This window comes from Methylobacterium brachiatum (assembly GCF_020523825.1).
Classification (GTDB): Bacteria; Pseudomonadota; Alphaproteobacteria; order Rhizobiales; family Beijerinckiaceae; genus Methylobacterium; species Methylobacterium brachiatum.
In genome coordinates, this window is record NZ_JAJALK010000002.1 from 99911 (window position 1) to 122524 (window position 22614).

The window sequence follows — 22614 nt, forward strand, 5'->3', positions numbered from 1 at the left end:
AGTCGTCCTCAGGAGAGCCCGGCCGGTCTCAACAGGCGGATCGCCCCATCGCGCAGGGTTAGGACGTCGCCGCGGGCGAGGTCGGTCCAGCACTCGTCCCGGGTCAGCGCCTGGGTGGCGATGACCGTGACCACGTCGCTCTCGGAGGTCTCCTGCGCGAAATCGACCTGCCAATCCTCGTCGATCAACGTGGCGGTGCCGAACGGCGCCCGGCGGGTGAGATAGCAGAGGCGCTTGCCGCAATGCGCGTAGAGGGTGCGGCTGTCGGTCAGCAGCATGTTGAAGACGCCCAGCGCGTGCAGCTCGCCCGCGAGGTCGGCCACCGCCCGGTCGAGGGTCTCGGGCCGGGGCAGGGCCTTGAACCGCGCCTGCAGGCGGCCGAGCATCCAGCAGAAGGCGTGCTCGCTGTCGGTGGAGCCGATCGGCATGAAGCTGCCGAGCGGCAGGCGCTTCACGCCCTTGAGCTGCCCGTTATGCGCGAAGGTCCACCGGCGGCCCCACAATTCGCGCGCGAACGGGTGGGTGTTCTCCAGGCTGACCCGGCCGCGATTGGCCTTGCGGACATGGGCGACGACGATGCGGCTCTTGATCGGCATGTCGCGCAGCAGCCGGGCCAGCTGCGAGCGCGAGCTCGGCTCCGGCTCGTGGAAGCTGCGGCAGGTCCGCCCGTCATAGAAGCTGATGCCCCAGCCATCGGCATGGGGCCCGGTGTCGCCGCCGCGCCGGGCGAGCCCGGCGAACGAGAAGCGGATGTCGGTCGGCACGTTGGCGCTCATGCCGAGCAATTCGCACATCAGGATAATGCCGGGACCATGCGGGGAAGGGGCAACGTTTAGGAGTGTTCGGTCGCCCGAACAACGGCTTTCGCGCCGCTCACCGAGCAAGATAATCGGTCAGCGTCATCCCGATCATGATGGCGACCCAGAAGAAACCGAGCACCGAGAACAGCCGCACCAGCGGCGGCTCGTGGATCACCTCCATGGACACCAGGAGGATCAGGGCCACCATCACGGCGACCACGAGGAGCTCGACGACCCAGACCTGGGGGAAGGGCAGGGTGGCCCCCAAGGTGACGTTGACCGCGAGCAGGGCCAGCAGCGCCAGGAAGGTCAGCACCGGCGTGCGCAGCCGCCGCCGGAGCAGGGCGCGGTCTTCGGCGCTCAGGGCCGACCAGGGCGCAAGCAGCCTCATGCCTGATGCTGCCCCGGACCGACATGGCCGGTTCGATCCGGAAGCATCGCGAGGGCGTCCTGCGCGGCGGCGGCGGCGTCCGGATCCGGCCCGGCGGCGAGTGCGGTGAGTTGAGCGCTCGCGACGCGGCGGCTCTCGGGATCCGCTATCGACACGCGATCCGCGTCCAGAAAGTGAAGCGCCTCGGACCGCGCCTCGAAGGAGCCGCTGCGCAGGATGTTGAGGAGGCCCTCCAGAGAAAGCGTCCCGCCCAACTCGTCGAGGGCGAACAGGAGCGACCCAGATTGCGGCGCGACGTCAGCCCGCCGGAGGAGCACGCCGATGCGTTCTGCGGCACCGTCCGCCTTCAGGTCCGCAAGCGCCAGAGCGGCGGCGTTGCGCAGGCGATGCGAACCGGTCCGGTCGAGAAGGCGCGCGATCTCCGCCGTCGTCAGGGCCGGCGGCCGGCTCCCGACGTCGCGCAGCCACGCGATCATCTGCTCCTCGTCGACGGAGCCCGGAGATTCCCAATCCTGTAGAGCGACGGCCATGCTCAAGACCTTACACGATTCCGACCTGAGTTGATCCACGCCTCGTATTCCGCAAGCGCCTGCTCCCGGCTCTCCAGATCGCGTCCCCCGGACTCCTCCTTGCCGACGCGATGCCACCAGCGCCGAAAGGCTTCGAAGTCAGGTTGCTCGTCGAGGCCGAACCAACGGTCGCGCCGGGTCTGCGATCCGCCCCGAAAGCGGCCGCTCGGCTCCTTCGACATCGCATCGCATCCCCCGACTCATCGGTTCACCACGTAGAGGATCGGGAAGGCCAGGATCCAGACGAGGTCGATGAAGTGCCAGTACAGGCCGTAGACCTCGATCCAGTTCTGGTGGCGGGACAGGAATCCGGCCTTGGCGGCCATCCAGGTCATGCCGAGCAGGAGCGCGATGCCGGTGAACAGGTGGAGCGCGTGCAGGATCGTGGCGACGTAGTAGAGGTTCACGAACAGCCGTGCCGGCGGCGTCTCGGCCAGCGCGAAGGGCCGATTGCTCAGGAACGGCATCATGTGCTCGTCCCAGTCGGCGTAATACTCGTAGCCCTTGAGCACCAGGAACAGGCTGCCCAGCGCCGCGGTGGCGAGCATCGCCCGGACCATGGCGCGCTGCCAGCCGATCCGCGAGAACTCGATCGCCATCGACATGGTCAGGCTGGAGCAGATCAGCACCACGGTGTTGACCGCGCCGATCCAGAACTTGAGGTGCTTGGCCGCCGCGACCGTCGCCTCGGGGTGCTGGATCCGGGTGATCAGAGCCACCAGGAACAGGGCCGAGAACAGCAGCAGCTCGGTGATCAGCCAGGCCCAGATGCCGAGCGTCGCGGCGGCGCGCTGCTGGCCCACCGTCTCGAAATGCCCGGCGCGGGAGACCCCGACGCCCTCTGCCAGTCCCTCGCTCATCCGTGCTGGTCCCGGGCTTCCTGCGCCTGGATCGGGTAATCGTAGGGGATGCGCGGCACCTCGGGCGGCGAGTGGAAATTGTGCTTGGGCGGCGGCGAGGCGGTCTCCCATTCGAGCCCCTTCGCGTTCCACGGATTGGCCGGCGCCTTCCGGCCGAACCACAGGGAATAGACGAGGTAGAGCATCGGGAAGATGTAGCCCGCGGCCAGGATCGTGGCGCCGGCCGAGGACAGCACGTTCAAGAGCTGGAACTCGACCGGGTAGGTCGCGTAGCGCCGGGGCATCCCGAGATAGCCGAGGATGAACTGCGGGAAGAAGGTGACGTTGAAGCCGAGGAAGATCAGCACCGCCGAGACCCGGCCCCAGGGCTCGCTGTACATCCGGCCGGTGAATTTCGGCCACCAGAAGTGCAGGCCGCCCAGGAAGGCCAGCACCGTGCCGCCGACCATGATGTAGTGGAAATGCGCGACCACGAAGTAGGTCGCGTGGATGTGCTGGTTGATGGCGAGCGTCGCCAGGTAGAGGCCGGTGAGCCCGCCGAGCACGAACAGCCCGATATAGCCCATGGCGTAGAGCATCGGCGTGTCGAGCCGCAGGCTGCCCTTATGGATCGTGGCGGTCCAGTTGTAGACCTTCACCGCGGACGGCACCGCCACCGCGAAGGACAGGGCGGAGAAGACCAGGGAGGCCAGGTCGCTCTGGCCGTTGACGAACATGTGATGGCCCCAGACGAAGAAGGTCACCGAGGCCAGCCCGATCGACGCGTAGGCGACGAAGCGGTAGCCGAACAGCTTCTTCTGCGCGAAGGCCGGGACGATCTCCGAGATCACCCCCATGCCGGGCAGGACCATGATGTACACGGCCGGGTGCGAGTAGAACCAGAACAGGTGCTGGAACAGCACCGGGTCGCCGCCATAGGCCGGATCGAACACGCCGATATGGAAGCCGCGCTCCATGATCAGCAGGATCAGCGCGGTGGTGATCACCGGCGTGGCGAGCAGGAAGATCAGGCTGGTGGCGTAGTGCGCCCAGACGAAGATCGGCAGCTTGAACCACGTCATGCCGGGGGCCCGCATGGTGTGGATCGTGACCACGAAGTTCAGGCCGGTGAGGATCGACGAGAAGCCCACGATGGTCACGCCGATCAGGGCCGGCAGGACCCAGGTGTTCGAGAAGGCGGTGGAGAGCGGCGCGTAGAAGGTCCAGCCGGTATCGACGCCGCCGAGCACCAGCGAGACCAGGGTGAAGAACGCCCCGGCCATGAACACGTACCAGCTCGTCAGGTTGAGCTTGGGGAAGGCCAGGTCCTTGGCCCCGATCATCAGCGGGATCAGGAAATTGCCGAAGGTCGCCGGGATCGACGGGATCAGGAAGAACCACACCATCACCACGCCGTGGATGGTGAAGGCCTTGTTGTAGGTGTCGTTGGTCATGATCGCGCCGTTCGGCACGATCAGCGCCAGCCGGACCACGCCGGCCGCCACGGCCCCGATCACGAAGAAGCCGGTGATCGAGGTGAGGTACAGGATCGCGATGCGCTTGTGGTCGGTGGTGAGGAACCACGAGCGCAGGGTCGAATCCGCGTGGAGATAATCCGCCTTGCGCCCGAGGGTGGCCTCCGGCGCGTGCGGCTCGCGGCGGGCCGTGCCGCCGACGCTGCCCGTTGCGCTCATGGTGTCGCCCTCATGGATTCGCCTGCGCGGCCTTGCCGGAGGCCGGCGCCGTGTAGGATTTCAGGAAGTCGATGAGGCGACCGAGCTCGTCCTCCGGGATCCGCCCGGCAAAGCTCGGCATGACCTGCTTGTAGCCCTCGGCGAGCCGGTCGCCGTTCGGGTTCAGGATCTTCTCGCGCAGCCAGGTCTCGTCGGCCGTCACGGTGCGGCCATCGGCGAGCTTCACCGGGCTGCCGTAGAGGCCAACGAGGCTCGGGGCCTTCACGGTTGCGCCGGGATCGTGGCAGCCGGCGCAGCCATAGGCCTCGTAGAGGGTGCGGCCGGCCGCGACCTTGCTCTGCTGCGCGCCGGCATGGGTCAGCCACTCCTGGTAGTCGCCCGGGTTCATGAACGTGACCTGGCCGCCCATCACGGAATGGTCGGTGCCGCAATATTCCGAGCAGTGCAGGTGATAGGTGCCGATCTTGTCGGCCTTGAACCACAGGTCGGTGTAGCGGTCGGGCAGGGCGGCGACCTGCAGGCGCAGGGCCGGCAGGTAGAGGGCGTGGATCACGTCCTGGCTGATGATCCGCAGGCGGATCGGCTGCCCGATCGGCAGGTGGAGGTCGTTGATCTCGGCCTGGCCGGTCGGGTGCTGGAACTTCCACATCCATTGCCGGCCGATCGCCTCGATCACCATCGCGTCGGGCGGCGCGTTCTTCGAGGCGATGAACAGGCGCGCGCCCCAGACGAAGAAGATCAGCGTCAGCAGGAACGGGATCAGCATCCAGCTGATCTCGATCAGGTTGGAGCGGATGCCGGACGGGTGCCGGTCCGCCTCCGAGCCCTCCCGGTAGCGCAGGGCGAAATAGGTGATCGCCACGAAGACCGGCACGGTCAGCAGCAGGGTCAGGACCGTGAAGGCCAGGATCAACAGGTCCGTCTCGGACGCTGTGGCCGAGATCGCGGGGGGCCAGAGTTCGAGGGCTGCGTGGTTCGGCGTCATCCTGTCTACCGTTCCGGCGCGTCGAGGGAGCGGCCGACGATCAGCTCCATGGCCCGGTCGACCGGGATGCGGGCCCGGGTGCGGGCCGGATCGCTGTAGCCGTAGCCGGAGACCTGCGCCGCCGCTCCGGCCCGCTGGCGGTCGAGATCGGCATAGGGGTCCGCCTGGAGGTTCGGCGGCGGCGGCGTCAGGGGCGCGGTCTGCTGGCGGGTGAGGGGCGGCAGGCTCCGGCGCTGGCTGGCGCTGAAGGCGCCCATCAGCCAGACCATGGTGCCGATCACCGTGAGGACCGCGAGCGCGAGGCCCGCCATCACCAGCGCGGTGTTGCGGACGCTGACGTCGCGCGTCTCGTAGCCGGGACCGTCCGGATCGCGCGGGGCGTTGGCCGGCGTGCCGCGGGGCGGCCGGCCGTTCAGCAGGCCGCTGCCGCGCAGGGTCAGCCCGGCCAGGATCGCCGGGATCAGGCCGGGACCGGGGGTGCCGCCGGCGCTCATGCGACCCTCCCGGCGCGCCGGGCTTTCGGCGCCGCCCGCCCGCCCAGCAGGGGATGCAGCGCGGCCGCCAGACACGCCACCGCCAGGGCGGCGAGCGCGTCGGCCGGGCGGATCACGAACCGGTCGCGCAGGGCCGGCGTCACCAGCCAGAACATCTCGAGCGCGTGCACGGCGAGCGCTGCGCCGGCCAGGATCCGGGTGGTCGGGCGGCCCGGACGGAGGGTCGCGAGCCCGGCCAGCACCACGACGATCCCGGCCGCGATCGACAGGCCGCGCCCGAGCCCGCCGCCGCGGGCGAAGTACCAGGACACCTCCGGCGGCAGGTTGGCCGACCAGACGATCAGGAACTGCACGAAATGCAGGAACGCCCAGAGGCCGAGCAGGACCACCAGGGGAACCAGCCGGCCCCGCCCGGGCGGGGTGCGCCCGCGACCCACCGGCTCGGGCTCCTCCCAGGCGAGCAGGATCGCGGCCGCGAAGGCCAACCCGCTCCAGGCGGTCATCACCAAGAGGCCGAGCAGGGCGGAATCGAGCCGCGGGTCGAGGGAGGCGATGACGTCGGTGGTGAACAGGGTGCCGACCACCGCGTGGAGCCCCACCGCCGGCACGGTGCGGCCCTCGCCCGGCTCGTCGAAGGGCCGCGCGAAGCGGAAGGCCAGCCAGGTCCAGGCCGCGAGATACGCGATCACCCGGGCCGCGAAGAACGGCGTGGTGAACCAGAGCGCGGCGAGCGGCGTGCGCGGCGCCGCCCCGACCCAGGGATAGAGCAGCGGCACGGCGGCGAGGAGCGGCAACCCCAGCAGCGCGGCCACCGGCATCAAAGCCATCAGCCGGCGCAGGGCCGCCAGCATCTCGACACCGCCGCGCTCGCGCACGCGCTTGCCGAAGCGCTCGGCCACGATCGTCACCGGCAGCGCCCCCACCGGCAACGCCAGGAGGACGAGCCAGGCGGAGAGATACCCGCAGGCCGCGCCGCGCCAGCCGCCCGCGAGGAAGCAGCCGGCCAGCACGCCGAACCCGATCAGGCCGAGGAGGAGGGGGCGGCTCACTGGGTCGCCTCCAGCCGGGCCCGGTCGTCCGGCGGCAGGCTCGCCACGGGGGCGTCCTGGCTGAGCTGGAGCGCCCGCACATAGGCGACGATCGCCCAGCGGTCGGCGGAGGGGATCATCTGCGCCATGCCGAACATGGCGCGCCTGCCGTTGCCGATGGCGTCGTAGATCTCGGCGGCCGGGGCCTTGCGCAGGGGCTCGGCCGTGAGGTCGCCGGCATGCGGGAAGCCGCGGGCCACGACGATGCCCTGGCCGCGCCCGTCCTGGCCGTGGCAGGGGGTGCAGAACACCGCGTAGCGCTGCCGGCCGCGCTCGACCAGGTCCTGGCTGATCGTCTGCGGCTGCGGCGCCTCCCGCGCCGGGTCGGTCCGCGGCACGGTCCCGGGGACCGGCTGGCGCATGGTGAGCTGGCGGGGGAAGAACGGGTTCCGGTCCCAGGTCTTGGCCCGGGCCTGGTCGTCCATGTTGGCCTCGCCGCAGGCCGAGAGGGCCGGCAGCGCCGCGACGAGGATGAGGCCGACGGCGCGTCTCATCGCGGGATCCTGCGGATCTCGAGGGGACGCCCGGCCTCGACCGGCAGGCTGGTGAGCCGCCGCTCGAACCGGGCCGCGTCGAACCGGTCGCCCCGCGCCTCCGCGGAGAGAAAGAACCGGTCGTCCGAGGCGCGCAGGAAGCCCGGGATGTTGAAGGCCGGGTGGTTCAGCCGCGGCAGGCGGTTGAGCACGAGCAGCGCGAGGTGGATCGCGATGCAGCCGGTCATCATCGCGAAGGAGATGCTCGGCACCACGAAGGACGGCCAGGACAGGCGCGGGCGCCCGCCGATCAGGAACACGTAATCGTAGGCCGTGGCGTAGACGCACATCGCGTAGAAGCCCGCGCCGCCGAGCAGCGCGCCGGCGAGCGCGTAGGGCAGGATCGAGCGGCCCTCCAGGCCGAGCGCCCGCAAGGTCCGGGGCATCGGCACCGGCCCGTGCCCGTCGAGATGGACCTGGTCTGGCGGGCTGATCGACGACACCGCCTGCAGGGCGGCGGCGAGGTCGGACTGGCTGGCGAAGGTGGCGGACACGCCCCAGAGCGGCGCCGGCCCGGGATTCTCCTCCGGGCGGAGGGTGGCCCGGGACGCGGCCTCCCGGGCGGCGGCCTCGGTGCCCGGGGCCCGGGCGAGGGCCAGGCGCCGGCTCTCGATGATCGAGACCGCCGGCAGGTAGCGCAGGAACAGCAGCAGCAGGGTCAGGAACAGGCCGAGCGAGCCCGCGAAGGTGGCGATGCCCCAGGGATCCGGCCCGTAGGGCAGCCGCGAGGAGGGCAGGAAGTCCTGGGTCAGGGTGACGACCAGGACCATGACGTGGTCGGCATAGGCGCCGGCCGCCACGAGGAGCCCGACCGCGGCGAGCACCAGCGGCGCCGTGCGGGCGCGGGCCGACCACAGCACCTGCGCCGGCAGGACCAGGCCGAGGATCGCCGTCCACGAAACCAGGGCGTGGTCGCCGGTCATGCGCCGCACCAGAACGCCCCGCGCCTCCGGATCGCCGTTGAGGAACGTGTCGAAATACTCGGCGGCGTAGCAATAGGCGCTGGCGCAGCCGAGGCAGAGCAGCAGGCGGCCGAGCACGTCGAGGTGGCGCACGCTCACCAGGGCGTCGAGGCCGTAGACGATGCGGATCAGCACCACGATCGCCGCGGTGACGCCGACGCCGGAATAGACCGCGTTCACCAGGAAGCTCACCGGCAGGAGCGTGCTGTGCCAGCCCGGCATCAGCGATCCGGCGAGCATCACCGAGGCGCCGGTCTGGACCGAGACGACCAGCAGCACGCCGAGCAGGGCCACCGTCCGGTAGGCCTGGACCCAGATCTGCCAATGGGCGGCCGAGCCGCGCCAGCCGGAGGCGACGATGCCGTAGATCTGCGCGCGCAGCAAAGCGAGCTTGCGGGTGCGGGCCTTGGCGTCGCTCTGGCGCATCGCCTCCACGAAGGCGCGGTCGCGCAGGGTCGCGAGGTCCGGCAGCATCCCGATGAACCAGAGGCTCACGCAGATCACCAGGAAGGCGACGATGTCGATCGCGTCCCACAGGAGCGGCGAGCGGAATTGCGGCCAGAGATTGTAGGTGTTGGGGTAGGGCAGGTTCCAGAAGAAGAACCACGGCCGCCCGAGATGGATGATCGGGTAGAGCCCGGCCGACGCGGTGGCGAGCAGCGCCAGGGTCTCGGCGATGCGGTTCACCGCCCCGCGCCACTCCGCCCCGAGCAGGAGCAGCACGGCCGAGACCAGCAGGCTGCCCGAGGCGACGCCGATCCACCAATCGTAGCTCGCGATGTCGAGCGCCCAGACGACGGCGTTGTTGTTGGCCCAGACCCCCGGCCCTGCATAGAGCAGGTAGCCGAGGGTGAAACCGAACACGCCGAGCAAGGCCACCGCCCCCGCGAAGGCGATCCACCAGCGGCGGTTGCGCGGATGGGTCAGCGGGATCGCCGCCACCGCGCCGCCGATGCCCTGGAGGGTTTCTTCCGGGCCGATCAGGGGGCCCGCGGGCTGGCCGCCGAAGAGGGCGCCGGACATGCTCAGCCCTCCCGTCCGGTGGGATCGGCCGCGGGCGCGAGCCCGGCGAGGTAGGTGGTGCGCGGGCGCGTGTTCAGGTGGCCGAGCAGCGCGTATTCCCGCGGATCCTTGCGGGCGGCCGAGACCCGGCTTCCCGGATCGGCGACGTTGCCGAAGGTGATCGCCCGGGTCGGGCAGGCGCCCTGGCAGGCGGTCTCGACGGCGCCGTCCGGGATCGGGGCATGCGCGTCCTTGGCGGAGGTGATCCGGGCCGCCGCGATGCGCTGGATGCAGTAGGTGCACTTCTCCATCACGCCGCGGGCGCGGACCGTGACCTCGGGATTGCGCTGCTGCTGCTGCACCGGGGTCATCCCGCCTGTATAGTCCAGGTAGTTGAAGCGGCGGACCTTGTAGGGGCAGTAGCTCTGGCAGGTCCGGGTGCCGACGCAGCGGTTGTAGACCTGGAGGTTCAGGCCCTCGCTGTCGTGCAGGGTCGCCTCCACGGGGCAGCCGACCTCGCAGGGCGCCTGCTCGCAATGCATGCACGGCACCGGCTGGAAATGCGTCGCCGGCGCGTCGAGGTCGCCCGCGTAGTAGCGGTCGACCCGCAGCCAGCCCATCCAGCGCCCGAGCGCGACCTCCTCGCGCCCGACCACCGGGATGTTGTTCTCGGCCTGGCAGGCGGTGACGCAGGCGTTGCAACCGATGCAGGCATCGAGGTCGATCGCCATGCCCCATTGCGCCGCCTCGCCGGTGAGCTGGCGCTCCGGGGGCGGGTAGAACGAGGCCGGGGCCGCCGCGTCCTTGGGGTCGCCCACCGGGGCGGCGCCGAGAGCCTGGACCCGGACGATGTCCTGGCCCTCCATCGTGCCGAGGTTCTGGGTGGTCGCCGGCATCCGGCGTCGGCCGGTCTTGGTCAGCCGCGCCCCGGTGAGCCGCCAGGGCGTCGCGACGGGCCGCAGGGTGGCGGCGTCGTAGCCGAGGCCGTTCGAGAGGTGGTCCGGCACGTTGCGGCCGTAGCCGAGGCTCAGGGTCACGGTCTCGGCGGCCTGGCCGGGCAGGATCCAGGCGGCGCCCTCGACGGCGCGCCCGTCGGCCTCGACCCGCACGATATCGCCCATGGCGATGCCCTCGCGCTCGGCGAGATGCGGGCTGAGGGCGACGACGTTCTCCCAGACGATCTTGGTCAGGGGTTTGGGCAGCTCCTGCAGCCAGGCGAGGTCGGCATGGGTGCCGTCCCAGATCGTGGGATCGGGGCGGAACACCACCTCGATCCCGCCCGGAGCAGGCGCCGGAGGGACGGGGGGCGCCTCCTGGGTGAGGGCGACATCCTCGGCGGCGCCGGCGCTGTCCGGAAAGAAACCCCGGCGCAGGGCGTCGGCGAAGCGGGCCTCGAAGGCGGCCGCATCCTCACCCTCCTTCCGCCAGCGCGCCTTGACCAGGCCGAGCGCGTCCGCGCCGCCCTCGCTCCCGCGCCCATCGGTCAGGAAGGCCAGCATGTCCTGGAGGGTGCGGCCGTTATAGAGCGGCGCCACCGTCGGCTGGATCAGCCCGACCGTGCCGTCGAGGGATCGCACGTCGCCCCAGGATTCGAGCGGGTGGGCGGTGGGCAGGTGCCAGTCGGCATGGGCCCCGGTCTCGTCGGCATAGAGCCCGGCATGGATCTTGAGCGGCACGCGCTCCATCCGGGCCGCGAAGTCGAGGGCGGCCGGGGCGTCGTAGACCGGGTTGGCGCCGAGCACGATCAGCACCTTGACGGCGCCGCGCTCCATCGCCTCCGCCAGTTCCGCCAGCGTGCCCGCGCCGTGCTCGACGACAGGCGCCGCGTGCCGCAGGGTCGCGCCGGTATTGCCCAGCGCGCCGTTCAGACGGTGGACCAGGGCGTGCAGGTCGGGGCTCGCGGTGAGCCCGGCGGTGACGATGCCGGCGCCCCGCGCCTCGGTCAGCGCCTTGGCGGCCCCCCGGACCCAGCGGGAGACCGGATCGTCGCCCCCGGGCGCCGCGCCGCCCCCGGCCACGCCCAGAAGATCATGCGCCAGGGCTTCGAGGCGGCCCTCCGGCACGGCCACCGCGTGATCCGCCTTGGCGCTGGTCAGCGTCGGGGTCGGCGCCGCGGCATGGAGGCTGAGGAGGCGGCCCTCGGCATAGGCCGCGCGGCGGCCCGCGCTCCAGCGCCCCGACAGGCCGACCTGGCCGGGGCCGAGATCGAGGAAGTCGCCGTCCAGGGCCACGATGGTGCGCGCCCGGCCGAAATCCGGAATCGTCTCCAGCGGCCGTCCATAGGCGCGGCGCGCGCCCTCGTAGATCGCCTCGCGGCCCGCCCCGCCGCCGACGAACCAGCGCGAGGCCGGATAGGCGGCCCGCATCCGGGCGATCTGCGCCGCCACGGTGGGCGAGGTCACCGGCCCGGTCAGCACCGCGATCCCCTCGCCCCCGGCCGCGTGCCAGGCCGGCATCTGCGCCTGGAGCTCCGCCCGGAACGCCGCCCAGGAGCTCGGCTTGCCGAGATGCTGCACCGCCTGGGAGCGGAACGGATCGTAGAGGCCGAGCACCGAGGCCTGCGCCAGCACGTCGGTGCCGCCGAGGCTCCAGGGATGCTCGGGATTGCCCTCGATCTTCAGGGGCCGCCCGTTGCGGGTGGTGACCAGGATGCCGTTGCCGAACCCGTCGAACACGGCCGAGGAGGCGTAGGACAGGTCCGTGCCCGGCACGATCCGCTCGGGCTGGTTGACGTAGGGCACCTCGTAATCCCGGCTCGCGCCGCCGCCGCAGGCGGTGAGGCCGCCGAGCGCGAAGGAGGCGGCCATCAGCTTCAGGAAGCCGCGCCGCTCCGGGGAGGCCGCGAGCCGGGCCGCGGAGGGGAACTCGGCCGCGAGGTAGTCGCGGAATTCCGGGCTGTCGGCGACGGCGTCGAGGCTGCGCCAGAAGCGCGGGCCGTCGCTGCCGGCGAGCTTCTCGCGCAGGGACGCGATGTCGGATCCGCTGGTCATCGGTGGCAGATCCCGCACTCGGTCAGCCGCGAACCGCCGCGGATATGGTACTCGGCCACCAGCTTCGGCCCGAGCGTCGCCTGGTCGGCCGGCGGCTTCCAGGTCATGTTCCAGACCTGGTCGGGCGTGCGGACGTATTTCTCCGGCGCCTGATGGCAATCGAGGCAGAACTGCATCTCAAAGGCGTTGGCTCGGTAGGTCATCTGCATCGACGTGACATCGCCGTGGCAGGTCGAGCAGCCGATCCCCTTCGTCACATGCACCGAGTGGTTGTAGTAGACGTATTGCGGCAGCTTGTTCAGCCGGACCCATTCCAGCGGCTTGTCCTGCGCGTAGCTGTCGCGCACCGGCTTGAGCATGTCCGAGCCGGTCCAGATCTGCGAATGGCAGGTCATGCAGGTATGGGTCGGCGGGATGCCGGCCGAGGCCACCTTGTCGACGGTGGTGTGGCAGTAGCGGCAATCGATGCCGAGCTCGCCCGAATGGTGCTTGTGGCTGAACGGCACCGGCTGGGCCGGGGCGATGCCGACCCCCGTGACGTAGTTCGAGCGCACGATCCCGGCCGCCAGAACCGGCAGGCCGACCAGGCAGGCCACGCCGGTCATCAGGGCGAGCCGGTAGACCGCGTCCGCGCCGGGCGTGAACAGCTGCGCCATCAGGTGCGCCCGCCGGACAGGCCAGCACGCCCGGAAGGCGCGAAGGTCCGGTCGTCGGGTTCGATCTGCTCAGCCTCGCGCCGCAAGCGTCGCCCCACCATTGGTCCCGGGTTGAAGTGTGCGGTGCACCGGATCGCTCGCGCAATGCGACCAAAGCGGCCGGGCCCCGGGGCGGCCGCACCGCGACCGTCCCGGATGCCTCGCTGCCGAACCTAGAGCTTTTCCAGACGAGGGCTAGAACATGGATCAGAATGCCGGCCGCCGCGTGCGCCGGCTCCGCGCCACTTCCCGCCGGCGGCGCGAGGGCCTATGCGCTGCCTGACCAGGATCCGGCGGCCCGATCCCGCCGCCGCCCAAACCGGACTCGCCCCGGAGCCCTATGGATTCCGATCCCATCGTCCTGACCTGGCGCGCGGCCCGCCGCCTGCACGCTTCCGCGGCCGCCCTCGCGGTCGGCATCGGCGCCCCGCTCTGCGCGCTCGCCCTCCTGTGCCTGCGGGATCTGGTCGCGGTGCTGCCGCACGACGAGGCGCCGACGCTGCGGTTCCTGCGGCTCGCCCTGTCGCTGCCCGGCCGCGAGATCGTGCTGGCCCCCGGCTTCCCGATGCGCCCGGTCGACCTGGAGCTCGCCGCCTTCCTGTGCATCGCCGTCTGCGCCCTGGCCCTGGCGGGGATCGGCTGGGTCGTGGCGCGCCTGTGCTTCAAGGCCCAGAACCGGGCCGCGGACGCGGTCCGGGAGAACGTCCTGCGGGCGATCCTCGACGCGCCGGCCGGGGCCCGGGACGAGGCCCGCAGCCTGGCGCGCCTCGTCGGCGAGGTTCTGGGCCGGGGCGACCGGCTGCTCGCCGCCGGGATCGTCGTGCCGGCGATGACCCTGGCCGCCCTGCTCCTGGCGCTCGGCTTCGCGGGGCTGGCCGCGCCCCGGCTGATCCCGACCGCGGCGATCGGGCTGGCGGCGATCGGGCTCGCCTACGGGCTGGTTCTGGAGCGCGCCCGGGACCGGCAGGACCTGCGGCTGCGCACGAGCACCCGCGCCGAGACGAACCTGAACGACCTGGTGCGGCGGCTGCCGGCGGTCCGTGTCCACGGGGCCGCCGCCCTCGAGCGGACGCGCATCGCCGCCCGGGTCGCGGCGATGCGCACCAATGTGGCCCGGGCCGAGGCGCGGCTGGCCTATGCCCGGGCGCCGGCGCTGGCCCTGGCGGTGATCCTGCCGGCGATCGCCGTCGGCACGGCCCTGTGGCGCTCCGCGACGCCGGGCGCCCCGCCGGCACCGCCGGTCGATCCCGCCGCGCTCCTGGCTGCCACCGGGGCGTTCGGCCTCGCCGGCTGGCTCGCGGCGATCTGTGCCCGGCTCTGGACGGTGCGCAAATCGGTCCGCCCGCGCTTCCGGGACGTCGCGCGCATCATCGCCCAGCTGCAGGGACGGCAGGCGCGGGCGCCCCGGACCGGGGTCGCGCCGCCGCTGCCCCGCTCCGGAATCCTGGCGACCCAGGGGGTCGGCGCCTTCGATCCGGCCACGGGCGAGCGGCTGACCGGCGTCGACGTCGCCGTCACCATGCCGGGCCACGTGGCGATCACCGGCAGCCGGGGCAGCGGCGCCCGGGTGCTGGCGGCCGTGCTGGCCGGCCAGGTCGAGCCGACCGCGGGCGCCGTCACCTATGCGGGCTCCGACCTGCGCGGCTTCGACGCCGCCGAGCGCGCCCGCCGCATCGCCTTCGCGGCCGGGGAGGCGATCCTGATGGAGGGCTCGCTCCGCCAGAACCTGCTCTACGGCACCGAGCCGGCCAACGCCCCCGACGACATCGCGCTGATCGGGATCTGCCGGCTCGCGGGGCTCGACAGTTTCGTCTACGCCCGCGGCCTCACCGGCCGCCTGGACCCGGCCAGCCAGCCCCGTCTGGCGGCGGCGATCGTCGCCGCCCGCCGGACCATGCGGGCAGCCCTGGCCGCCAAGGGGGCCGAGCGGCTGGTCGAGCCGTTCGACCCGGACCGCTACAACCACCAGGCCAGCATCGGCGAGAACATCCTGTTCGGCGAGCCGGTGGGCGGCGCCTTCGCGCCCCTGCGGTTCGCCCGCCACCCCTACCTGCGGGCGGTGCTGGAGGCCGAGGAGCTGGTGCGCCCCCTCACCGAGATCGGTCTGGCGGTCGCCCGCAGCACGGTGGAGATCTTCGCCGACCTGCCCAACGACCATTCGCTCTTCGACAATTACTCGCTGTTCCAGGCCTCGGAGCGCGGCTACTTCGAAGACCTCGTCGTCCGCCTGCCGAATGCCGCGAGCCTGCGCCGCGGGCCCGCCGGCCAGCGCGATCGCACGCGGCTGATCGGCCTCGCCCTGCGCTACAGCGAATCCCGCCACCGCTTCGGGCTGATCGACGCCGCCTTCGAGCAGCGCCTCGTGCAGGCGCGCCGCTCGTTCGCCCGGATGCTGCCGCCGCATCTCGCAGGCGCCGTCGAGTTCCACGATCCCAGCCGGGTCAATCCGGCGGCGAGCCTGGAGGAGAACCTCTTGTTCGGCCGGATCAGCCTCGGCGAGGCCAATGCCGAGCCGCGGGTGCGGGCGCTGGTGCAGCGCGTTCTCGCCGACGAGGGGCTCGAAGCCTCCGTCTACAGCCTCGGCCTGGACAGCAAGGTCGAGATCCAGCCCAGCACCGGCGCGCTGACGGACGGCGCCATCAACGCCCGGGAGCGCGTCGCGATCGAGCTGGCCCGCTGCCTCGCCCGCGAGCCCGACATCCTGGTCGTCGCAGTGGCGCTCGAGGACCGCACGGTCGAGGGCGTGCGCGAGCGCCTCGCCCGGCTCCGGCAGGCGAGGGCCGGCCGCGGCTTCATCGTCTGCCTGCCCGAAGCGGGCGTGTCCGACGGGATCGAGCCGTTCGACGCGGTGATCGCGGTGGAGAACAGCGCCCTGGCCGCGCCCCCGGTCCGCGAGACGGCCGAGGAAGCGGAGCCTGCCCTCGCCTGAGCGGCGGGCCGGCGACCGCGCCGGCCTCACGACGGCCGCAATGGCCCGTCAGGTCGGGACGCCGTGCTCGACCGGCACGCCACGCCTTCGCCCGGCCGATCCAGCGCGGACGGTTCATGCCTCTCCCGATCCCGAGATCCTTCGCCGCCGGCCTCGTGCTCCTGACCGTCTGCGGCCCGGTCGCGGCGCAGGCCGGGAAGGCCGACGCGCCGATCCCGGCCGCGACGCTCGCCCTGATGGCGCAGAAGGGCACCACGGCCGCCGCCCCGGTGCTGTTCCGGGCCTACAAGAAGGAATCCGAGATCGAGGTCTGGAAGAAGGGCCCGGCCGGGTTCGTCCACATCAAGACCTTTCCGATCTGCCGCTGGTCCGGCCAGCTCGGGCCCAAGCGCAAGAGCGGCGACCGGCAGACCCCGGAGGGGTTCTACATGGTGCCCAAGCGCCAGATGAACCCGAACTCGCATTACTACCTGTCCTTCGACGTCGGCTATCCCAACGCCTACGACCGCGCCCATGGCGGCACCGGCTCGGCCGTGATGGTCCACGGCATCTGCTCGTCGATGGGCTGCTTCGCCATGACCGACGCCACGGTCGGCGAGATCTACGCCATCGCGCGCGAGGCCCTGAACGGCGGGCAGGCGGCCTTCCAGTTCCAGTCCTACCCGTTCCGGATGAGCGCCGAGAACATGGCCCGTCACCGGGCCGACCCGAACATCGCGTTCTGGCGCGAGCTGAAGGCCGGGTCCGACCGGTTCGAGGCGAGCCGGGAGGAGCTTCAGGTCTCGGTGGTCGCCGGCCGCTACGCCTTCGCGCCGTCCCGGGATCCCGCCCGGGAGGCCGCCGTCGCGACCTATCACGCCGTCGAGGAGGCGCGCATGGCCGCGCTCGCGGAAGCCGGCGAGCCGGCCGTGCGCACCACCTATTCCGACGGCGGCCAGCACGCCTTCTGGGCGGCCTACACGGCCCGGGGCGGCGCCGTCGGCGACATCAGCCGGCCGGAGGCGCTGGCCTATGCCGGCCAGGAGGTGGTGGTCGTGCCGGGCCACCGGGCGCCGCGCCCGGTGCCGGAATCCGTCTGGGCCGCCTGGGCCGCGCCGGATTCGGGGCTGGCGCTGCGGCAGATGGCCGGCTTCGTCCCGTCCTACGAGCGCGCGCCCGACCCGTTCGGGGCCCTGGCAGGGCCGCCTCCCGGCGCGCTACAGCGACGCCCTGCCGTCCCTGCTGGCGGCGGGCCTGGCCGATTCGCGCGGCGCCGTCGCCGGACACCCGATTCCCGCCGGCGCGGGGGCCGGCCTGATCGCCTCGGCCGAGCGTCTCTAGGGGTGGCGCCGCCCCGAAGCGCGGCCGGTTCGTGTGCGCGGCCGCACATCACGGCCGCCTGCGACCCCCCAATTCATTGTCAGGCAGGGGATGAGCGGTACTCCTGTCCCGTCGGCCGGCCCTATTCAGCGCTACCTTCCCGGAACGGCGACGGGGTTTCGATCGTAACGGATTGGGACCGACTGTCCGCAGATTCGTGATCGCCATGTCCAATTGTTCCGAGCCGACTATCCGTGCGGCCGACGAGGGCCTCGTCCTCCGCTTCTGGGGCGTCCGCGGCTCGACCCCGGTCAGCGGCCCGCAATACGCCGAATTCGGCGGCAGCACGCCCTGCATCGAGGTGCGCTGCGGCGAGCGGATGTTCGTGGTCGATGCCGGCTCGGGCATCTACAATCTCGGCCAGGGCCACCGCACCGATCTGCCGCGGGAAGTCGACCTGCTGTTCAGCCACCTGCACCTCGACCACACCGCGGGGCTGCCGTTCTTCAAGCCGGCGGTCCTCGATTCCGACCGGGTGATCAACACCTATTGCGGAAATCTCGGCGGCGAATCGGCCGGCCCGACCCTCGACCGCCTGTTCGCGCCGCCGCTGTTCCCGGTTACGCTCGACAAGCTGTGCTGCACCTTCAACCACCACGGCTTCGAGGCCGGCCAGACCCTGACCTTCCCGGACGGCACCCGGGTCGACACGATCCTGCTGAACCACCCGCAGGGATCGGTCGGCTACCGGTTCGAGCATGCCGGGCGGCGCCTGTGCCTGATCAGCGACATCGAGCACAGCGATCCGTGGCCGGAGCCCGAGCTGGCCCGGTTCGTCGCCGGCGCCGACCTCATGGTCTATGACGGCATGTTCACCGACGGCGAGTACCCGACCTGCCGCGGCTGGGGGCACTCCACCTGGCAGAAGGGCGTCGAGCTCGCGCAGACCGCCGGGGTCAAGGCGCTGGCGATCATCCACCTGCACCCGGCCCATTCCGACACGGCCTTGCGCGATATGGAGGCGGATCTCCAGGCCGAGATGCCCACCGCCTTCATCGCCCGGGAGCTTCAGAGCATCACGGTCGGCGCGCCGCGCTCGGTGGGCCGCCGCGCGGGCGGCCGCCCCACGGTGGCGCGCGAGGTCCGCCGCCGGATCAGGGTCGCCTGATCCCGTAGGTCAGATGGAGCGTCCGCGCCGCGTCTGGCCGAACCGGCGATAGGCGAACAGGACGAACAGCGCGACACCGACCGTCAGGATGCTCCAGCCGTAGGTGGTGACGAGCTGCGCATCGATCGGATGGCCGATCTGGCCCAGCGCGACGAGCAGGCCGAAGACGGCGATCAACGCCGAGACGAGCATCCCTAGAATCATCGTGGTCCCCGGCGCGTCCCGGCCGGCACCCCGGCCCGGCGAATTCGTCCGTGGAAATGCGCGGGACCGGCCCCCGTTCCCGGTCGCTTCCGGCGCTGCGAAGCGCTAATCGCGCCCCGACGCGCATGGGCGGCTCCCAAGGCGCCGAACTTAGGCTAAGTAGGCGCGCACGACGGCGCCCCGGGGCGCGCGAGGAGCCCGAGACCACGGCGATGACCGGCCCACAGAACACGCCTCAGGACAGCATGCCCGCAACCACCGCCGCTTCGGGCCCGCTGCGCCCGCAATCCCAGCTCGTGACCATCTTCGGTGGCTCCGGTTTCCTGGGCCGCCACGTGGTGCGGGCGCTCGCCAAGCGCGGCTACCGGATCCGCGTCGCGGTGCGCCGGCCGGACCTGGCGCTGTTCCTGCAGCCGCTGGGCAAGGTCAACCAGATCGTGGCCGTCCAGGCCAACCTCCGCTACCCCGAATCGGTGGCCCGCGCGGCCGAGCGCTCGGACGTGGTGATCAACCTCGTCGGCATCCTCCAGGAGACCGGGTCGCAGAGCTTCGCGCGGCTTCAGGTCGACGGCGCCGCGGAGATCGCCCGCGCCGCCGCCCGGCAGGGCGCCCGGATGATCCACGTCTCGGCGATCGGGGCGGACCCGGCCTCGCCGTCGCTCTACGCCCGCACCAAGGCCGAGGGTGAGGCCCGGGTCTTCGCCGCCTGCCCGGATGCCGTGGTGTTCCGGCCGTCGCTGGTCTTCGGGCCGGGCGACAGCTTCTTCAACCGCTTCGCCGGACTCGCCCGGGCGCTGCCGGTCCTGCCGCTCGCGGGCGGCCAGTCGCGCTTCCAGCCGGTCTTCGTCGGCGACGTCGCCGAGGCGATCGCCCGGGCGGTGGACGGCGTCGTGCCGGGGGGCAAGGTCTACGAGCTCGGCGGCCCCGAGGTGGCGACGCTGGAGCACCTCGTGCGCTACATGCTGAAGACGATCCAGCGCAAGCGCGCCGTGATCGACCTGCCGCTGCCCGTGGCCAAGATCCAGGCCCGGCTCCTGGAGGTCGCCGACACGCTCACCTTCGGCCTGCTGCCGGACAGCCTGAAGCTGACCCGCGACCAAGTGATCCTGCTCCAGAACGACAATGTCGTGTCCGAGGCCGCCAAGGCCGAGGGCCGGACCATCGAGGCGCTCGGGATCACCCCGACCGCCGCCGAGGCGGTGGTGCCGGGCTATCTCTGGCCGTTCCGCAAGGCCGGCCAGTTCGCCACCGACCGGGACGAGGAATACCTGGCCGAGGTGCCGGATTCGATCGCACCGACGCCCATGGCGGCGGGCTCCCAGCACAGGCCGCAGACCGCGTCCGGGCCGGCGATCGGCGCCGATGCCGGCAGCTCCCCCGGCAGCGCCCAGAGCCGCATGGGTACCCGCTGGGGCACCCGGACGATGAGCTGAAGAGTCAGGGTTTCAAAAGGTCTTCGACCTTTTGCGGGTCCAGGGCGGAGCCCTGGGTCAAGCGAAGCTCGATGCCATCGGGGCTCCGCCCCGATACCCCGCCAAAGGGCCGTGGGCCCTTTGGAAACCCGTTTCCTTGCCGGTGTGCGGCTTTATATGCCTGCGTTCTCCGAGAAGGAGACAACGCCTGACCTCGTCCGGGACTGCACGATGATGACGACCCCGTGGAACGGATCGGCAGGCTCGGCGTGAGGCGCATCCTCGTCACCGGCGCGGCGGGCTTCGTCGGCGGCCATGTCCTGCCGCTGCTGGCGGCGACAGGCGCCCGCGTGGCCGGGATCGGCCGCGGAGCGCCCCGGGGCCTGCCCGAGGGGGTGACCTACGAATCGATCGATCTCCTCGACGAAGCCGCGCTGACCGCCTTCGTGGCGCGCTTCCGGCCGACCGAGATCCTCCACCTCGCCGGCCTGGCCTCAGTGGGCCAGTCCGCCACCGGGCCGGGCCAGACCTGGCGGGTGAACGTCAACGGCCTGATGAACCTCGTGGCGGCGGTCGCGGCGGTGCCGGGCTGCACCTTGTTCTTCGTCAGCTCAGGCGAAGTCTACGGCAGCGCCTTCCTGGCCGGGCACGCGCTGACCGAGGAGGCCGAGCCCCTGCCGCGCAACACCTACGCCCGGTCGAAATGGGTCGGCGAGCAGGTGCTGCACGACCTGCTGCCCCGGATCGGGGTGAAGCTCGTGGTGCTGCGGCCGTTCAACCATATCGGCCCGGGCCAGGACGAGCGCTTCGTCGTGGCCTCCTTCGCCGGGCAGATCGCCCGGATCGAGGCCGGCCGCGCGCCGCCCGTCCTCGAGGTCGGCAATCTCTCCTCGTACCGCGATTTCCTCGATGTCGCCGACGTGGCGGGCGCTTACGTCGACCTGATCGGCCGGTCGGAATCCTTGGCGGACGGGAGCGTGTTCAACATCAGCTCCGGCGTGCCCCGCACGATCGCCAGCGTCCTCGACGGGCTGCGCGCCCGCGCCCGGGTGCCGTTCGAGATCCGCATCGCCCCCGAGCGGGTGCGCCCGAACGAGATCCCGCTGGCGGCGGGCGATGCCAGCCGCTTGCACGAAGCCACCGGCTGGCAACCCCGGGTCGCCTGGGACGACGCCCTGACCCGGGTGCTGGACGATGCCCGCGCCCGGCTGGCGCCGGCCGAGGGCTGAGCAGCCCTTACCGGACCACCCCGCTCGCCGCGAGCGCGTCCAGCGCCTCCGCCGAAACATCCAGCCGCTCGGCCAGGATCTCCCGGCTCGAATCGCCGAGGCCCGGCGGCATGCGGCGGACCGGCAGGCGGCGTCCGTCGAGGCGGTAGGGCGGGGCGATGACATGGGCGTTGCCGGGCGCCTCGACCACGAGGCCGGCCTCCCGCGCGCGGTCGCAGGTCAGCGCCTCGCGCAGGCCCATCACCTCCCCGCAGGGGATGCCCGCCGCCCGCAGGCGCGCGATCAGGGGCGCCCGCTCCCACTTGGCCAGTTCGGCATCCAGGATCGGGATGAAGGCGGCCCGGTTCTTCGAGCGGTCGAGATTGGTAGAAAAGCGCGGGTCGGCGCAGAGGTCCGGCCGCTCAAGCACCTGCTCGCAGAAGCGGCGGTACTGGGCGTTGTTGCCCACCGTGATCACCACAGGCCCGTCGCTGGCCTCGAATACCCCGTACGGCACGATCGACGGATGGGCGTTGCCGTAGCGCGGCGGGTCGATCCCTCGGGCAAGCGCCTCCAGCCCGTAATAGGAGGTCAGCGCCACGCCGCAATCGAACAGGGCGAGGTCGATGGTCTTGCCGCGCCCGGTGCGCTCCCGCTGGAACAGGGCCGCCAGCACCGCCTGGGCGGCGTATTGCCCGGTGAACAGGTCCACCGCCGCGACCCCGAACTTCAGGGGCGGGCCGCCGGCCTCGCCGTTGAGCGCCATCACGCCGGATTCGCCCTGCACCACGAGGTCGTAGCCGGGCCGCCCGGCCTCCGAGCCATCCGAACTGTAGCCGGCAATCGAGCAGTAGATCAGCCGCGGGTTCTCGGCCGAGAGGGCCGCGTAGCCGAGCCCGAGCTTGTCGGCGCCGCCGGTCTTGAAGTTCTGGACCAGCACGTCGCTCTCGCGGGCCAGCGCCTTGACGATCGCCAGCCCCTCCGGCGTGGCGAGGTCGACCCCGATCGAGCGCTTGTTGCGGTTGACGCTGTCGAAATACGAGGTGTTGCCGGGGCTGGTCGCCACGCCCCAATCGCGCGTGTCGTCGCCGCGCTCCGGATGCTCGACCTTGATCACGTCGGCGCCGAGATCGCCCAACACCTGCGCGCACCACGGCCCGGCCAGGACCCGGGACAGGTCGAGGACGCGGATCCCGGCGAGGGGCAAGTCGGATGTCGGCTCAGATTCCATCGCTAAGATCCTCAGAGCGCACGCATCGCCTCTTGAAAAGTCCTGGTTTCAAAAGGTCTGCGACCTTTTGCGGGTCCAGGGCAGAGCCCTGGTCACTCGGGGGCTCCGCCCCCGAACCCCG

At 71.8% G+C, this 22614-nt stretch carries 19 protein-coding genes and 1 pseudogene; 5 read left to right on the forward strand and 15 right to left on the reverse strand.

All coding sequences use genetic code 11. The features are described from left to right. Positions 1-8 precede the first annotated feature (8 nt). From LGR69_RS04200 to LGR69_RS04260, 13 genes are all read right to left on the reverse strand, one after another. A complete protein-coding gene (locus LGR69_RS04200) occupies positions 9-794 on the reverse strand; it encodes a class II glutamine amidotransferase (RefSeq protein WP_007562825.1) in 786 nt (261 codons plus the stop codon). A 79-nt stretch (positions 795-873) separates the two neighbouring features. After that, the gene (locus tag LGR69_RS04205; RefSeq protein ID WP_230365277.1) at positions 874-1191 is read right to left on the reverse strand and encodes an oxidase; all 318 of its coding nucleotides are present in this window, start codon (positions 1189-1191) and stop codon (positions 874-876) included. Next, the gene (locus tag LGR69_RS04210; RefSeq protein ID WP_230365278.1) at positions 1188-1721 is read right to left on the reverse strand and encodes a hypothetical protein; all 534 of its coding nucleotides are present in this window, start codon (positions 1719-1721) and stop codon (positions 1188-1190) included. The genes LGR69_RS04205 and LGR69_RS04210 overlap by 4 nt, the downstream gene beginning before the upstream one ends. Positions 1722-1723: 2 nt before the next feature. Beyond that, positions 1724-1942, reverse strand: coding sequence for a hypothetical protein (locus tag LGR69_RS04215; protein WP_230365279.1), 219 nt, complete (start codon positions 1940-1942; stop codon positions 1724-1726). A gap of 18 nt (positions 1943-1960) precedes the next feature. Then, positions 1961-2620 (reverse strand): cytochrome c oxidase subunit 3, encoded by a 660-nt coding sequence (locus LGR69_RS04220; RefSeq protein ID WP_007562818.1) that lies wholly within the window; start codon positions 2618-2620, stop codon positions 1961-1963. Continuing rightward, positions 2617-4293 carry a cytochrome c oxidase subunit I gene (locus tag LGR69_RS04225; RefSeq protein WP_007562817.1) on the reverse strand — a complete coding sequence of 559 codons (1677 nt, stop codon included), beginning with the start codon at positions 4291-4293 and terminating at the stop codon, positions 2617-2619. Before LGR69_RS04225 ends, LGR69_RS04220 begins: the two co-directional genes overlap by 4 nt. A gap of 10 nt (positions 4294-4303) precedes the next feature. Then, positions 4304-5278, reverse strand: coding sequence for a cytochrome c oxidase subunit II (gene coxB, locus LGR69_RS04230; protein ID WP_007562815.1), 975 nt, complete (start codon positions 5276-5278; stop codon positions 4304-4306). Positions 5279-5283: 5 nt separating this feature from the next. After that, positions 5284-5772 (reverse strand): hypothetical protein, encoded by a 489-nt coding sequence (locus tag LGR69_RS04235; RefSeq protein ID WP_091863454.1) that lies wholly within the window; start codon positions 5770-5772, stop codon positions 5284-5286. After that, positions 5769-6821 carry a hypothetical protein gene (locus LGR69_RS04240; RefSeq protein ID WP_230365280.1) on the reverse strand — a complete coding sequence of 351 codons (1053 nt, stop codon included), beginning with the start codon at positions 6819-6821 and terminating at the stop codon, positions 5769-5771. Before LGR69_RS04240 ends, LGR69_RS04235 begins: the two co-directional genes overlap by 4 nt. Next, a complete protein-coding gene (locus LGR69_RS04245) occupies positions 6818-7354 on the reverse strand; it encodes a c-type cytochrome (RefSeq protein ID WP_091863452.1) in 537 nt (178 codons plus the stop codon). The genes LGR69_RS04240 and LGR69_RS04245 overlap by 4 nt, the downstream gene beginning before the upstream one ends. Continuing rightward, positions 7351-9378 carry a quinol:electron acceptor oxidoreductase subunit ActD gene (locus LGR69_RS04250; protein ID WP_230365281.1) on the reverse strand — a complete coding sequence of 676 codons (2028 nt, stop codon included), beginning with the start codon at positions 9376-9378 and terminating at the stop codon, positions 7351-7353. The genes LGR69_RS04245 and LGR69_RS04250 overlap by 4 nt, the downstream gene beginning before the upstream one ends. A 2-nt stretch (positions 9379-9380) precedes the next feature. Then, positions 9381-12347: a TAT-variant-translocated molybdopterin oxidoreductase gene (locus LGR69_RS04255; protein WP_230365282.1), complete on the reverse strand. Its 2967-nt coding sequence runs from the start codon at positions 12345-12347 to the stop codon at positions 9381-9383. Next, complete coding sequence (locus LGR69_RS04260; RefSeq protein ID WP_007562804.1) at positions 12344-13003, reverse strand: cytochrome c3 family protein; 660 nt, start codon at positions 13001-13003, stop codon at positions 12344-12346. Before LGR69_RS04260 ends, LGR69_RS04255 begins: the two co-directional genes overlap by 4 nt. Before the next feature lie 379 nt (positions 13004-13382). On the opposite strand from LGR69_RS04260, the gene LGR69_RS04265 reads away from it, so the two are divergent. From LGR69_RS04265 to LGR69_RS04275, 3 genes and pseudogenes are all read left to right on the forward strand, one after another. Next, on the forward strand, positions 13383-15971 hold the full coding sequence (locus LGR69_RS04265; protein ID WP_230365283.1) for a P-loop NTPase family protein: 2589 nt from the start codon (positions 13383-13385) through the stop codon (positions 15969-15971). Between the two features lie 116 nt (positions 15972-16087). Further along, positions 16088-17291: pseudogene (locus tag LGR69_RS04270) on the forward strand (L,D-transpeptidase family protein). Between the two features lie 205 nt (positions 17292-17496). Then, complete coding sequence (locus LGR69_RS04275; RefSeq protein WP_007562798.1) at positions 17497-18438, forward strand: MBL fold metallo-hydrolase; 942 nt, start codon at positions 17497-17499, stop codon at positions 18436-18438. A 9-nt stretch (positions 18439-18447) separates the two neighbouring features. Here the strand turns inward: LGR69_RS04275 and LGR69_RS04280 are convergent, their stop codons facing one another. Next, the gene (locus LGR69_RS04280; protein WP_230365285.1) at positions 18448-18630 is read right to left on the reverse strand and encodes a hypothetical protein; all 183 of its coding nucleotides are present in this window, start codon (positions 18628-18630) and stop codon (positions 18448-18450) included. 257 nt (positions 18631-18887) lie between these two features. On the opposite strand from LGR69_RS04280, the gene LGR69_RS04285 reads away from it, so the two are divergent. After that, positions 18888-20075 (forward strand): complex I NDUFA9 subunit family protein, encoded by a 1188-nt coding sequence (locus LGR69_RS04285; protein ID WP_039902840.1) that lies wholly within the window; start codon positions 18888-18890, stop codon positions 20073-20075. Between the two features lie 248 nt (positions 20076-20323). Continuing rightward, the gene (locus LGR69_RS04290; RefSeq protein ID WP_007562792.1) at positions 20324-21283 is read left to right on the forward strand and encodes an NAD-dependent epimerase/dehydratase family protein; all 960 of its coding nucleotides are present in this window, start codon (positions 20324-20326) and stop codon (positions 21281-21283) included. A 7-nt stretch (positions 21284-21290) separates the two neighbouring features. Here LGR69_RS04290 and LGR69_RS04295 read toward each other — a convergent pair whose 3' ends face one another. After that, the gene (locus LGR69_RS04295; RefSeq protein ID WP_007562790.1) at positions 21291-22493 is read right to left on the reverse strand and encodes a CaiB/BaiF CoA transferase family protein; all 1203 of its coding nucleotides are present in this window, start codon (positions 22491-22493) and stop codon (positions 21291-21293) included. Positions 22494-22614 lie beyond the last annotated feature (121 nt).

Coding starts and splice junctions, on each gene's coding strand:
- LGR69_RS04295 (WP_007562790.1), bottom strand. CDS start 22,493: ATGGAATCTGAGCCGACATCCGACTTGCCCCTCGCCGGGATCCGCGTC.
- coxB (WP_007562815.1), bottom strand. CDS start 5,278: ATGACGCCGAACCACGCAGCCCTCGAACTCTGGCCCCCCGCGATCTCG.
- LGR69_RS04235 (WP_091863454.1), bottom strand. CDS start 5,772: ATGAGCGCCGGCGGCACCCCCGGTCCCGGCCTGATCCCGGCGATCCTG.
- LGR69_RS04205 (WP_230365277.1), bottom strand. CDS start 1,191: ATGAGGCTGCTTGCGCCCTGGTCGGCCCTGAGCGCCGAAGACCGCGCC.
- LGR69_RS04245 (WP_091863452.1), bottom strand. CDS start 7,354: ATGAGACGCGCCGTCGGCCTCATCCTCGTCGCGGCGCTGCCGGCCCTC.
- LGR69_RS04265 (WP_230365283.1), top strand. CDS start 13,383: ATGGATTCCGATCCCATCGTCCTGACCTGGCGCGCGGCCCGCCGCCTG.
- LGR69_RS04255 (WP_230365282.1), bottom strand. CDS start 12,347: ATGACCAGCGGATCCGACATCGCGTCCCTGCGCGAGAAGCTCGCCGGC.
- LGR69_RS04215 (WP_230365279.1), bottom strand. CDS start 1,942: ATGTCGAAGGAGCCGAGCGGCCGCTTTCGGGGCGGATCGCAGACCCGG.
- LGR69_RS04275 (WP_007562798.1), top strand. CDS start 17,497: ATGTCCAATTGTTCCGAGCCGACTATCCGTGCGGCCGACGAGGGCCTC.
- LGR69_RS04260 (WP_007562804.1), bottom strand. CDS start 13,003: ATGGCGCAGCTGTTCACGCCCGGCGCGGACGCGGTCTACCGGCTCGCC.
- LGR69_RS04250 (WP_230365281.1), bottom strand. CDS start 9,378: ATGTCCGGCGCCCTCTTCGGCGGCCAGCCCGCGGGCCCCCTGATCGGC.
- LGR69_RS04200 (WP_007562825.1), bottom strand. CDS start 794: ATGTGCGAATTGCTCGGCATGAGCGCCAACGTGCCGACCGACATCCGC.
- LGR69_RS04280 (WP_230365285.1), bottom strand. CDS start 18,630: ATGCTCGTCTCGGCGTTGATCGCCGTCTTCGGCCTGCTCGTCGCGCTG.
- LGR69_RS04220 (WP_007562818.1), bottom strand. CDS start 2,620: ATGAGCGAGGGACTGGCAGAGGGCGTCGGGGTCTCCCGCGCCGGGCAT.
- LGR69_RS04225 (WP_007562817.1), bottom strand. CDS start 4,293: ATGAGCGCAACGGGCAGCGTCGGCGGCACGGCCCGCCGCGAGCCGCAC.
- LGR69_RS04285 (WP_039902840.1), top strand. CDS start 18,888: ATGCCCGCAACCACCGCCGCTTCGGGCCCGCTGCGCCCGCAATCCCAG.
- LGR69_RS04210 (WP_230365278.1), bottom strand. CDS start 1,721: ATGGCCGTCGCTCTACAGGATTGGGAATCTCCGGGCTCCGTCGACGAG.